At 69.1% G+C, this 12,588-nt stretch carries 12 protein-coding genes; 2 read left to right on the forward strand and 10 right to left on the reverse strand.

The genetic code is table 11. From position 1 onward, the window contains the following. Positions 1 to 48: 48 nt before the first annotated feature. From G9C85_RS17475 to G9C85_RS17510, 8 genes are all read right to left on the reverse strand, one after another. Positions 49 to 594: a redoxin domain-containing protein gene (locus G9C85_RS17475; RefSeq protein ID WP_166042359.1), complete on the reverse strand. Its 546-nt coding sequence runs from the start codon at positions 592 to 594 to the stop codon at positions 49 to 51. 86 nt (positions 595 to 680) lie between these two features. Beyond that, positions 681 to 1,757, reverse strand: coding sequence for a 3-oxoacyl-ACP synthase (locus tag G9C85_RS17480; RefSeq protein ID WP_166042360.1), 1,077 nt, complete (start codon positions 1,755 to 1,757; stop codon positions 681 to 683). Further along, the gene (locus G9C85_RS17485) at positions 1,750 to 2,943 is read right to left on the reverse strand and encodes a branched-chain amino acid ABC transporter permease (protein WP_166042668.1); all 1,194 of its coding nucleotides are present in this window, start codon (positions 2,941 to 2,943) and stop codon (positions 1,750 to 1,752) included. The genes G9C85_RS17480 and G9C85_RS17485 overlap by 8 nt, the downstream gene beginning before the upstream one ends. A gap of 352 nt (positions 2,944 to 3,295) precedes the next feature. Continuing rightward, positions 3,296 to 4,351: a branched-chain amino acid ABC transporter permease gene (locus G9C85_RS17490; RefSeq protein WP_166042669.1), complete on the reverse strand. Its 1,056-nt coding sequence runs from the start codon at positions 4,349 to 4,351 to the stop codon at positions 3,296 to 3,298. Next, the gene (locus G9C85_RS17495; protein ID WP_166042670.1) at positions 4,351 to 5,031 is read right to left on the reverse strand and encodes an ABC transporter ATP-binding protein; all 681 of its coding nucleotides are present in this window, start codon (positions 5,029 to 5,031) and stop codon (positions 4,351 to 4,353) included. The genes G9C85_RS17490 and G9C85_RS17495 overlap by 1 nt, the downstream gene beginning before the upstream one ends. 80 nt (positions 5,032 to 5,111) lie before the next feature. Beyond that, on the reverse strand, positions 5,112 to 5,960 hold the full coding sequence (locus G9C85_RS17500; protein WP_166042362.1) for an ABC transporter ATP-binding protein: 849 nt from the start codon (positions 5,958 to 5,960) through the stop codon (positions 5,112 to 5,114). A 4-nt stretch (positions 5,961 to 5,964) separates the two neighbouring features. Continuing rightward, complete coding sequence (locus G9C85_RS17505) at positions 5,965 to 7,353, reverse strand: ABC transporter substrate-binding protein (RefSeq protein WP_240148957.1); 1,389 nt, start codon at positions 7,351 to 7,353, stop codon at positions 5,965 to 5,967. A gap of 250 nt (positions 7,354 to 7,603) precedes the next feature. Beyond that, positions 7,604 to 8,308, reverse strand: a complete 705-nt coding sequence (locus G9C85_RS17510) for a helix-turn-helix domain-containing protein (protein WP_166042366.1) — start codon at positions 8,306 to 8,308, stop codon at positions 7,604 to 7,606. Between the two features lie 188 nt (positions 8,309 to 8,496). Between G9C85_RS17510 and G9C85_RS17515 the strand changes: the two genes are divergently transcribed. Beyond that, on the forward strand, positions 8,497 to 9,300 hold the full coding sequence (locus G9C85_RS17515; protein WP_166042368.1) for a DUF429 domain-containing protein: 804 nt from the start codon (positions 8,497 to 8,499) through the stop codon (positions 9,298 to 9,300). A 48-nt stretch (positions 9,301 to 9,348) separates the two neighbouring features. Here G9C85_RS17515 and G9C85_RS17520 read toward each other — a convergent pair whose 3' ends face one another. Further along, the gene (locus tag G9C85_RS17520) at positions 9,349 to 11,010 is read right to left on the reverse strand and encodes an AMP-binding protein (RefSeq protein WP_166042370.1); all 1,662 of its coding nucleotides are present in this window, start codon (positions 11,008 to 11,010) and stop codon (positions 9,349 to 9,351) included. Further along, on the reverse strand, positions 11,007 to 11,858 hold the full coding sequence (locus G9C85_RS17525) for an alpha/beta fold hydrolase (RefSeq protein WP_166042372.1): 852 nt from the start codon (positions 11,856 to 11,858) through the stop codon (positions 11,007 to 11,009). Before G9C85_RS17525 ends, G9C85_RS17520 begins: the two co-directional genes overlap by 4 nt. A gap of 88 nt (positions 11,859 to 11,946) precedes the next feature. Between G9C85_RS17525 and G9C85_RS17530 the strand changes: the two genes are divergently transcribed. Continuing rightward, positions 11,947 to 12,444 (forward strand): MaoC family dehydratase, encoded by a 498-nt coding sequence (locus G9C85_RS17530; RefSeq protein ID WP_166042374.1) that lies wholly within the window; start codon positions 11,947 to 11,949, stop codon positions 12,442 to 12,444. Positions 12,445 to 12,588 lie beyond the last annotated feature (144 nt).

The following is a 12,588-nucleotide window of genomic DNA, read 5'->3' on the forward strand; positions in this document are numbered from 1 at the left end:
CGAGGCGGTCTCGGTGGCGGTCGTCGTGGACCATTTGACGGCCCGGCGTCAGGTCGTGGGGTCGACGTCCATCACGTCGAGGTCGGCGTCGTCGGGGACGAGCGAGTCGTCGATCGCTTCGAGTTCGTCGACGGCAGCCGTCACGTGAAAGAAGTCCGGCCTCTCGAACGCGTCGTCCGTCGACCACGCGTACCGAACGGTCCGGTCGGGGTCGACCACGAACACTGCTCGCTTCGGGACGCCCCGGTGCCCCTGGTGTTCGTCATACCGGACGCCGAACGCGTCGGCAACGCTCGCGTCATAATCGCTGAGCAGCGGGAAGTTCAGATCGTGCGCGTCCGCGAACGCCGTGTGCGAGTGCGTGCTGTCCCCGGAGACCGCCCAGACGTCGAGTCCGGGCGTGAACTCGAACCACTCCGCGTCCCTGATCGTGCACAGTTCGGTCGTACAGACCGGACTGAAGTCGAATGGGTAGAACAGGAGGAGCACGGCGCGACCGTCGTCGGTGCTCTCCTGAAGGCTGTACGTGTCGGTCGTCCCCTCGGTCACCCCCGGAAGCGCGAATTCGGGCGCATCGTTCCCAACTGTTAGCACACCAAAAAGATGGCCTCGATAACGTATAAGCGCTCACCCAACGGCGGCGAACCGACCGCGATGAGGACTCCCGGTGGAGCGGCCGGTCAGTCGAGCCACTCGATGACGGTCGCCGCCCACGTGTAGCCGGTGCCGGCGGCGAGGAAGAGGACGACGTCGCCGCCTTCGAGTCGCGGCGGGTCGCTCGCGAGTGCTTCCTCGACCGCGAGCGCCTGATCGACGCTCTGGACGTGCCCGTACTCGTCGAGGTAGTAACTGGCAGTCGAGACGTCGACGCCGAGTTCGTCGAGGAGGTACTCGTGGAACGACCGCTTCATGTGCGTGACCGCGACGAAGTCGAGGTCGCTCCGGTCGTACCCGCTCGCGTCGAGCGCGTCGTCCGCGACGTCGAGGTAGTTCTGCAGACTCACCTCTCCGAGCCGTTCCTTCATGCCCTCGGGGTCGGGGACGTCGAGCGTGTGCATCGGCTCCTCGGCGTCGACGGTCTCGCGACTCGGCGGGTGCTTCGACCCGCCGGCGGGCATGACGACGTCCATCGAGAACGAGCCGTCCGTGATCGCGGCGGACTCCCGGACGAGCGCGCGAGCGCGCTCGCTCGCCGGGCGGTCCGCGGCCACGTCGGTGTCGGACGCCGGCTGCGAGGCCGTTTCCACCACGAACGCGCTCGCGCCGCTCCCGAAGTTGAACATGAACGACGAGCGCTCGTTCCCGTAGTCGACGAGGTCCTCCTCGCGGCTCGCCGCGACCAGCAGCGCGCGCTCCACGTCGCCCGCGCGGATCTGCGCGGCGACCTGCCGCAAGGCGATCGGAGCGCCCGCACAGAGCGTGTAGCTCTCCGTCGCGTACGCGTTCCCGGCGCCGATGCGGTCGGCGACGTTCGCGGCCGCGGACCACACGACGTGGTCCTTGTACTCGCTCCCGTGGTAGCACACGAGGTCGAGGTCCGCGGGGTCGAGGTCGGCGTCCGCGAGCGCGCGCTCGGCCGCCTTCGCGCTCATGTCCGTCGCGTGGTCGTCGTCGCTCGGACAGACGCGCTTCTCGCGCAACCCCATCTTCTCGACGACGACGTGCTCGGGGATTCCGGACGCGTTCGCGATCTCCTCGCCCGTGACGACCTCGTCGGGGACGTACGTTCCGAGGCCCGTGAGTGCGACCTCAGTCATCACCGCCCTCCGCGTCGGCGTCCGCACTCGCGTCCGCGGGCCGAGCGCCGTCCGCCCACCGCTTGATGCGGGCGGCGGTCTGGTCGGCGACGGTCCCGCCCATGCGGTCCCGGAGCGTGCCGAGCAGGCCGTTCGGGACGTACAGCACGAACAGCACGAACACGAGCCCGACGTAGAGCTCGGCGTGCCCGTTCAGGAACGTGTCGACGGCCTCGCCGACGGTGACGCCACCGACGGTCTCCGTCGCCATCGTCCCGTCGCCGAGCGTCTCCTGGAGCCACGGCAGGAGCCCGCCGCCGCTCCCCGTCTTCGAGAGGAACTCCTCGATGCTGATGTGGAACAGCCGCCCGAAGATCGGGCCGGCGAGCGTCCCAAATCCGCCGATGACCGACGCCAGCAGGGCGTCGCCGGCGACGAGGAAGTACAGCGAGTTCTCGGGGCTCACCGACCGCCGGAAGCCCGCGAACAGGCCGCCGGCGATCGCGCCGAAGAACGCGCTCATCGCGAACGCCGCGAGCTTCACCTTGTAGACGTCGTACCCGATGGCGCGAGCGCGCTCCTCGTTCTCGCGGATCGCGATCATCACGCGCCCGAACGGCGAGTGGATGATGCGCTGCATCGCCGCGTACCCGAGGAGAGCGATCAGGCCGACCATGTAGTACGACACCTCGGTCCCGCCGAGGTCGACGGTGACGTCGATGAACCCGAGGAAGTCGAACCCGAGCTTCGCCATGTCCAGCCCGTACACGACCGAATCGCCCTGGAGCTGGCCGATCGCGAGGTTCAGCGAGTCGACGAACGGCACACCGACCTCGAACCCCTCGGGGTGGTCGAGGACCGCGACGCCGTCCCGGGGGTTCTCGCCGACGAAGTTCCACGACCCGAACAGTACGTACAGGATCTGACTGAACCCGAGCGTGATCATCGCGAAGTACACGCCCGACAGCCGGAACGAGACGAGGCCGACGAGCACGGCGAGGACGGCGGCGACGACCGCCATCAATAGCAGCGTCACCATGAACGGCGTCTGGCTCCCGAGCAGCGGGAGCTTCCCGTTCGCGACGAGGATGACGCCGTACGCGCCGAGGCCGTAGAACGCCGCGTGCCCGAACGACAGGTAGCCGGTGTACCCGGAGATGAAGTCGAAGCTCGCGGCGAACAGCCCGAAGTAGAAGATCGCGACCATCGTCTCCACGCGCGGGAGGACGGCGACCGCGGACAGCGCCCAGTACTCGGGCGCGTCCGCCAGCACGGGGACGACGGTGTACGTCGCCGGGTTCGTGAAGAACGCGTGCACGAACGGGTAGAGCGCGAGCACGACGAGGACGGCGACGTGCGCGGCCGTCGACCGCGCGTACCGCGCGAACGCGGAGTCCTCGCCGAACACTCTCGCGACGGTCCCGCCGATGAACCCCTTCCGCGTCGGGCTCGCCGCTGGCGGCGCGTCCTCGGTCGCGCCCTCCGCGGGCGACGTCTCGCCGCCGTCCGCTACGTGCACGCGGTCGTTCGCGTCGTCCGACGGCGCGGAGCCGGTGGGGCTAATGGCCCCCCACCTCCTGGACGCCGTAGAGCCCCTGTGGCTTCACGACGAGGACCGCGACGAGGATCGCGAACACGACGACCTCCGGCAGCCAGCTCATCGTGACGAGGACGTTCTGGAACCACCACGTCATCGTCGCGTCCGCGAGCCCGACGACGAGCGCCGCGACGACGGTGCCCTTGAACGTCCCGAGGCCACCGACGATGACGACGACGAACGCCGGCAGGAGCGCCTCCGCGCCGACGGTGACGCTCGCACCCCAGCCGGGGTCCCACATGAGGAGCGCGCCGGCGACGCCCGTGAGGCCCGCACCGATGCCGAACACGACCGTGAACACGCGTCGGACGTCGATGCCGAGCGCCTCCGCCATCTCCGAGTCCTCGCTGCCCGCGCGGATGAACAGCCCGTACCGCGTGCGGGTGAGGAACAGCCAGACGGCGGCGACGACGACCACGCCCAGCACGATCTCGAAGAGATCCATGCCCTCGACGGTCAGCCCGAAGTACGTGTGGTTCTCGCGGAACCAGTCCGGCCTGGTCCCGAGCGCCTCCTGCCACGCGCTCCGGGGCTGGAGCCCGTAGAAGTCCACGATCATCCGCACGACCTCGTCGATGACGAGCGTCAACCCGAACGTGAGCAGGATCTGGTAGAGCGGCGGCCGGTCGTACAGCGGCCGGATGAGCTTCGTCTCGACGACGCCACCGAGCGCGGCGACGGCCGCGAACGCGACCACGACCGCGACGAAGAACAGCGCCACGCGCGTCGCGATACTGTCGCCACTGCTCACGACGAGCACCATCACGAGGCCCGCGACGTACGCGCCGACGATCGTGAACGACCCGTGCGCGAAGTTCAGGACGCCCATCAACCCGAAGATGAGCGTCAACCCGACCGCGAGCAGCGCGAACACCGCCGCCTTCGCGAGCCCGTCCACGAGGACGCCCGCGAGATTCGACGGCGAGAGGAACTCGACGAAGTCCCCGACGATCGCCACGATCGGGACGCCAGCGAGTCCGTCGAGGAACGCCGCGAAGACGACCGTCGCGACGTCCATCACGCTAGATACCTCCGGATGCGTTCGTCGTCGGCGGTCACGCCCTCGGTACTCCCGCTCTCGACGACGCGTCCGTTGTCGACGAGGTAGAAGCGGTCCGCGAGGTCCATCGCGAGCGGGAAGTTCTGCTCGACGAGCAGGAGCGATGCCTCCTCGCTGACGCGCTGTAGGGCGTCCGCGACCGTCTGCACGATCTGGGGCGCCAGCCCCTCGCTCGGCTCGTCGACGAGCAGGAGGTCGTTCTCGCCGACGAGGCCGCGCGCGATCGCAACCATCTGCTGCTGGCCGCCCGAGAGGTCGCCGGCCTTCCGGTCGCGGTGCTCGCGGAGTTCCGGGAACGTCTCCAGGGCCTCCTCGAGCTTCGCGTCGACCCGCTCGGCTTCCTTGACCGCGACGCCGACGTTCTCCGCGACCGTCAGCTCCTCGAACATCCGCCGGTCCTCGGGAATCCACCCGACGCCGCGGTGCGCGAGCTCGTGCGTCGGCTCGCCCGTGACGTCCTCCCCGCGCAGGCGAACCGTGCCTTCGCGCGGCGGCGTCAACTGGAGTGCGGCGCGGAGCGTCGTCGTCTTCCCGACCCCGTTCCGGCCGATGAGCGCGACCGTCTCCCCGCGGTCGACCGCGAGACTCACGCCCTCGAGGACGTGGCTCTCGCCGTAGTACGCGTGCACGTCCTCCATCTCGAGGAGCGGCGCGTCCTGCGGCTCGCCGTTCTCGACCGAACTCGGCGACGCCGCGTCGTCGCTCCCGTGCTCGGCGCTCACGCCGCACCACCGCCGGCCGTGGCCGCGTCGTCGTCGCTCCCCGCGTCGTCGCCGGCACTATCGCTTGCAGTCACATCGTCTTCGCTCCCGTATCCACCGAGGTACGCCTCGCGGACGCGCTCGTCCGCCCGGACCGCTTCCGGCTCGCCGTCCGCGATGAGCGCGCCGCGATGCAGGACCGAGATGCGGTCCGCGAGGTCCATCACGACGTCCATGTTGTGCTCGACGAGCAGGACCGCGTGGTCCTGCGCGATGTCCCGGATCAGCTCGACGACGTCGTCGACGCTCTCGCTCGACACGCCGGCAGCCGGTTCGTCGAGCAGGAGCAAGTCCGGGTCGCCCGCGAGCGCGATCGCGAGCTCCAGGCTGCGCTTCTCGCCGTGACTCAACGCCTGCGCCGGCCGGTCCGCGAGCGCGCCGAGGCCGACGCGGTCGAGGATCGCCGCCGCCTCCTCGTGGTACGCCTCGAGGCCGTCGGCGTGCCGCCAGAACCGGTGCGTGTCCGACCCGTGCGCTTGCGCGGCGACGCGGACGTTCTCGCGCACCGTACTCGTCGGGAAGATATTCGTCACCTGGTAGGATCGGTGGATGCCGGCCTGGGCCGTCTCGTGCGTGTTCAGGCCCGTGACGTCCAGCCACTCGCCGTCGTCGCGGAACTCCACGGTCCCAGCAGACGGCGCGAGCGACCCCGTCAGGAGGTTGAAAAAGGTCGTCTTCCCCGCGCCGTTCGGGCCGATGAGCGCGACGGTCTCGCCAGTCGACAGCGAGAAGTCGACGTCGTCCACGGCCGTCACGCCACCGAAGTGCTTCTCCAGCCCGTGCGTTCGCAGTAGTTCCTGCCCCATCGGCCTACAGCGAGCAGTCCATGCTTCCCCGCGGGATCGTCGTCTGGTCCTTGTCGACGCGAGCGACCGGCGCGCTCGGCTGGATGCTCGCCCCCCAGTACTCCGACCACTGGTCCTCGGTCGGGACCGGGTACGCGACCGTCATCTCCGACCGCGCCTGGTTGTTGTACTCCTGGTAGATGTACCCGTTCTCGCCCTTCGGCGTGTCCGTCACCGTCATCCCACTCATCGCGTCCACGAGGTCGACGCCGTCCGTCGACCCCGACGCCTGCACCGCCTGATGGAACGACGACGCCGCCGTGAACGTCCCCGACGTGAACAGGTCCGGGACCTTCCCGTATGCGGACGTGTACATGTCGACGAACGCCGAGTTGATCTCGTTGTCGTACTGGTTCCAGTGATAGCGCGTCGTGAACGGCCCGATCTTCGCGTCGCGGACCTTCTGCTCGGTGAGTTCGCCGTCGATGAGGTTCTCGAGGAGCCCCCCGACGACCGAGTTCGTGATCTCGGTCGCGAACCCGCCGAAGATGCGGACGTCGTAGTTCGCACCCGCGGTCATGAAGTTCGGGAGCGTCGCGACCGTGAACCCGCCGACGACGCCCTGTGCGCCCGCGTCGACAGCCTGCTGGAACAGGCCGTCGAACTCGTCGTACCCCTGCGGGACGAAGCGCTCGCCGACGATCTCGACGTCGTTGGCCTCCAGGACCTCCCGGTAGTTCTGGACGACCGCGCGACCGAACGAGTAGTCCGCACCCATCAGGAACACGCGCTCGACGTCCGTCTCCTCGGCGACGTACTTCCCGCCCGACCGCGCGTCCATCGCGGTGTTCTCGTTCGCGCGGAACACCTGCGGCGAGCACGTCTGTGCGCTCGACGTGATGCTCGCCGACGCCGCCGGCCCCGCCATGTACGGGATGTCGACCTCGCTCGTGTTTATCACGGTGTCGACGACGCGCTGTGCGGCCGCCGAACTCGAGCACCCGAACAGCGCGTCGACGCCCTCGTCCTGCGCGAGGTTCGTCGCGACGGTCTGCGCGCGGTCCGCGGAGAACTCGGTGTCGCGGAACACGAGCTCCCACGTCACGTCCCCGTCCTCGACCGTCGTCGTCCCCTCCGAGACGCCCGTCAGCGGGTCGCTATCGGTCTTGTACGCGAGCCCCGACAGGAACCCCCAGATTGACTGCATCCCGTAGTACTGGAGGTCGCCGCTCATCGGCTGCATCACGCCGATCTTCACGGTCCCGCTCGCTGAGACGTCCGCCTGCGTCGTCGTCTGCCCGGTCGTTCCACCGCCGTCGGTCTCCGTACCGCCGTCGGTCGCCGTCTCCGTTCCGTTCCCCGTAGTACACCCGGCGGCGCCACCGATTCCCGCCGCGGCGATCGCTCCCAGCATCCGTCTTCGTGACACGTGCACGCGACTCATGACAGGAACACTGTGGCACGCACAGCGGCAAAGATTGCGACGTTAACGTGTTAACATCAGCCCAGCGACTCGTCCACCATCGTCGAATCGACTCCGCCAGCGTCGAATCGACTCCGCCAGCGTCGAATCGACTCCGCCAGCGTCGAATCGACTCCGCCAGCGTCGAACTCGCGTCCGTCGACATCGGAGTCCGACACGGTCGTCGAGTTCGGCGTCCGACTCAGTCGTCGAGTTCGGAGAGCGCGTCGACGACGCGCTCGACCATCTTCCGCTCGCCGCGGCGGAGGTTCTTCGACACCGCGGGCTTGGAGACGTCGAACTCCTCGGCGAGGTCGCCGAGGTTCGTCTGCCGCGGACTCTCGAAGTATCCGCCGCTGGCCGCGGATTCGAGCGTCTGGCGCTCCACGTCCGAGAGATCGCGGCAGCCGTCGACGAGCGTCATCGCCGCCGCCGCGTTCTGCACGACGTCGTTCATCTGCGGGAGGGTCACCTCGTCGCGCTCGACGACGTCGAACTCGTTGTCCTTCTCGAGTTCGCTGAGCGTCCCGTCGGCCTTCGACGCCTGGTCGAAGCCGACGTGCCACGTCTCCGAGCCGTCCGCGATGTAGAACGGCCCCGTGATGTAGCCGTCGTTCCCCCGAATCGTCCCCATCGCCTCGGTCTCCCCCATGACGGTCTTGAGGTGCGCGACGTCGTCGCGCTTCGCGAGGAGGTCGACCTCGTGCATGTTGTCGTGCGTCTGGAGCGCCGACAGCCCGTTGTCGAGCGCGCCGCGGTCGGCGGCCTCGACGACCATCCGACACTCGAGTTCCTCGGCGACCGGGTGGAACTCCCAGTGCGCGGCAGCGAACTCGACGTCGTGGTCGGTCGTGGTGTCGATGAACGGGCAGTCGTACTGCTCCATATCCATCGCGAGGTCGATCATGGTTAATGTGCTACCGTTACACAAGCATCGTCGCGTTCGTTCATAAGCGTTTTCTTCCAGATGACCGGGGCGAAGCGTACGAACTCGACGCGAAGCTTTGGTTTCCAAGTCCCAGTCGACGACCGCGGACGCGACCATCGACGCGAGTGCCGCCACCACTATCCGGCCCGACCGCGAACCGCCGCCCGATGCCGACCGACCACGTCGCCGTCGGCGTCGACGCAGCCCCCGACGGCTGGGTCGCCGTTCGAATGCGCGACCACGAGTACGAACGAGTCGACCACTACACGGACGACGAAGCCACGGAGAGCGCGTTCCGCGACCTCTGGGCGGACCACGCCGACGCGGACGTCGTCCTCGTCGACGTCCCCATCGGACTCCCCGAAGATATGGCTGCCAGAGCGCCCGAGCGCGAAGCTCGAAACCGCCTGGGAGCACGGTCCCGGAGCGTGTTCAACGTCCCAATCCGTCCGATCCTCGAATCCGAAACGTACGCGGACGCGAACGCAACGCAGAAGGACCGCGAGCAGGACGGCCGGGGGCTGATGAAGCAGACGTTCAACGTCGTCCCGCGCATCCGCGAGGTCGACGAAGTGCTGCGGGCGAGCGACCTCGACGCGACCCAGGACGTCGTCCGCGAATCCCACCCCGAGGTCTGCTTCTGGGCGCTCGACGACGAAGCGCCGATGACGTACTCGAAGACGGGGCACCCGGCGGCCGCGCACTGGGAGCGCGTCGGCGTGCTCGCGTCCGTCCACGCGAACGACCCCCTCCACGACGACGAGGACGCGTTCCACGACGCGCTCGCGACCGCCGGAAACGAACTGCTCGGGTGGGACGGGCCAGCGCTCTCGAACGACGACCTCCTCGACGCGTTCGCGCTCGCGGTTACCGGAAGCACGCTCACCGGCGACCTGCAGACGCTCCCCGTCGAGCCGGTCACGGACGACGAAGGGCTGCGGATGGAGATGGCGTACGCGACACTGCCGTGAGGATTCGATCCGTCCACGTGACTCCATCGCGCGGACTCGAATCGACGCCTACGCGCCCTCGCCGAACCGCTCCTCGATTGCGCCCCGGTCGATCTTCGACGGGCCGCTCGTCGGCATCTCGTCGACGAACGCCAGGTGCGCGGGTATCTTGAACCGCGCGAGCTTCCCGTCGCAGAACGCCTCCAGGTCCGCGAGCGTCAACGATTCGTCTCCCTGCACGACCGCCTTCCCGACCTCGCCCCACGTGTCGTCGGGGACGGGGACGACGACGACGTCGTCGACCTTCGCGTGCTGGCTGAGGACGTCCTCGACCTCCGCCGGGTAGACGTTCTCGCCGCCCGAGACGAACATCTCCTTCTTCCGGCCCTCGATGTGGACGTAGCCGTCCGCGTCGACCCTGGCGAGGTCGCCCGTCGACACCCAAGCCGGTTCCGCGCCGCCGTCGTCGGCCTCGCCATCGGCGTCGTCCGTCCCGTCGCGAGCGCCGAACGTCGCTCTCGACTCCTCGGGCGCTCGCCAGTAGCGGTCGCCGGCGTGCGGGCTCGCCAGCTCCAGTTCGCCGACCGCGCCCTGGTCGCGCTCGCGGCCGTCGTCGTCGACGACGCGCGCGTCGACGTGCATCGCGGGCACGCCGACGCTGTCGGCCTTCTCGCGTGTCCAGCCCTCGGGCATCGCGAAGTTGTTCGGCCCGCACTCCGTGAGGCCGTACCCCTGCGAGAGGTCGACGCCGCGATCCCACCACGCCTCCATGACGCTCTGCCGGCACGGGCCGCCGCCGGACTTCGCGAACCGCAGCGTCGAGAGGTCCGCCTCCGCCCACCCGTCGGCCGCCGTCATCATCCGCAGGACGGCGGGGACCGCGACCAGCACGGTCGCGTCGTCCTCGTCGACGATCCCGAGCACCTGCTCGGCGTCGAACTCGCGCGCGATCACGACCTCCGCGCCGAGGTGGAACAGGGGGACGGTGAGGACGTTCCATCCGCCCGTGTGGAACATCGGGAACACCATCGGCGTCACGTCCTCCGGGCGCAGCCCCCACGCCGTGATCGTGTTGAACGAGTTCCACGCGATGGAGCCGTGCGTGAGCACCGTCTCCTTCGGCGTCCCCGTCGACCCGCCCGTGTGCAGGAACACGTGCGCGTCGTCCATCCCGAGGTCGGGACCGTCGAACGCCGAGGTGTCGTCGGGAACCGCCTCGTCGAAGGCGTCGTACCGCGAGTCGCCGAGCCCCAGGACGGGGCCGTCGTAGTCGCAGGCGTCGTGGGCGAGCGCCGCCGCGACGTCGTCGTCGAACGCACCCTCCACGACCACGAGCGACGGCGCGACGTCCTCGAGTAACTCGGCGAGCTCGCGCTCGGCGAGCCGGTGACTGAGCGGCGCGAGCACGCCCCCCGTCTTCCCCGTCGCGAAGAACAGGTCGACGAGCGCGGGGCGGTTCCGGGAGACGACCGCGACACGGCCGCCGACCGCAGCCTCGCCGACCGCGTCTGCGTTCGGTGCAGATTCGGCGGCATCGCTGTCCGCACTGACGCCGTGCGCGGCGAGCAAGCGCGCGGTCGCGTTCGCGCGCTCGTCGAGTTCGCGGTACGTGAACGCCTCGCCCGTCGTCGCGTCCCGCAACCCGACCGCGTCCGGCGACAGCCGCCGACGGCGCGCGCTCCAGTCCCCCACCCAGTCGTACGGCCGCGACCCGTGCCCGTGGACCGTCATGCCTCTGCGTCCCCGACTCCGTTCCCGGCCTCGTCCGCCGCCTCGATGCGGTCGACGTGCGCCCGGAGGCCGTCGGTCACGGCGTCCGGTTCCTCGACGAAGAACAGGTGCGAGCCGCCCTCGTACAGTTCCAGGTCGCTTTCCGGGAGGTGCTCGTGGACCTGTCGACCGTTCTCGACGGGTAGCACGCGGTCGCCGGTGCCGTGCAGGACGAGCGCCGGCACCTCCACCTCGCCGAGCCACGGCGTCGAGTCGAACGCCAGCACCGCCTCCGCCTGCATGTTCCGCGCCGCGTCGCTCGCGTCCGACGCCAGGCGCCAGTCGACGACGTCCTCGATCAGGTCCCGATTTCCGGTCCAGAACGACTCCGTCATCGCCGGCCGCATCTTGTGCCTGATCGCTTCGCGCTCGTCCGCGTCCGCTGGCACCGAGAACATCCGCGCCTGCGTCTCCTCCGGGATGGGGACGGACTCCGGACCGCCGTGGCTCGTACACAGGAGCGTCAGCGACGTCGCGCGGTCGTAGTCGCGAGCGTACCGCTGCGCGGTCATCCCACCCATGCTCGCGCCGACGACGTGCGCCGACTCGACGCCCTCCGCGTCGAGCACGGCCTCCAGGTCGCTCGCGAACGCCGCGATCGAGTACGCCCCGGGATCCTCGGGCGCATCGCTCTCGCCAGTCCCCCGGTTGTCGAACGCGATCGTCCGGTACGCCGAGAGGCGCTCGCGCTGGAACCGCCACATCCACCGCCCATAGCCCAGTCCCTCGCAGAACGCGACGACGGGCGCGTCCGGCGGCCCGTCGACGTCGTACGCGATACCCACTCCATCGTTCCGAACCCGTGGCATACCATCACAGTCAGCCACGAGCACCCTGAATCTCCTGATTTACATGTTAACCCGATAGGCTAATTGCGACCGAGTAACAGGGACGTACATGCCAGTTGCGTCCGTCGGCGACACCGCCGGCGCCACGAAGACGATCACGCGAACGGACATCGAAGCGTACGCCGACCTCGTCGGCGACACGAACCCGATCCACGTCGACGACGACTACGCCGAAGCCACAATGTTCGACGGCCGCGTCGCCCACGGCATGCTCTCCGCCGGCGTCGTCTCCGCCGCCCTCGCCGACCTCGCGGGCGACGTCGTCTACCTCTCCCAGGACCTCCAGTTCGAGGCGCCCGTCCACCCCGGCGACACCGTCACCGCGACCGCAGACGTCGTCGAGGACGTCGGAAACGACCAGCTCCGCGTCCAGACGACCGTCGTCACCGGCGACGACACCGACGAGCCGACGACCGTCCTCTCCGGGGACGCCATCGTCATGAGCGTCCCCCACGATCCCCAACCGGCCGAACCCGAGTCTACCGGCTCCGAATCCGAACCGGCCGATTCCGAATCCGAGCCGGAAGCCGAGACCTGCGACGACTGAGTGCCAGGTTCCACTCGAAACCGTCTCCCCACTTTTCGACCGACACCGAGCGAGTACCGACCGACACCGAGCGAGTACCAGCCAACATCGAGCGAGTGCCGACCGACACCGAGCGAGTGCCGACCGACACCGAGCGAGTACCAG

It is taken from the genome of Halorubellus sp. JP-L1 (assembly GCF_011440375.1).
Taxonomy (GTDB): Archaea; Halobacteriota; Halobacteria; order Halobacteriales; family Natrialbaceae; genus Halorubellus.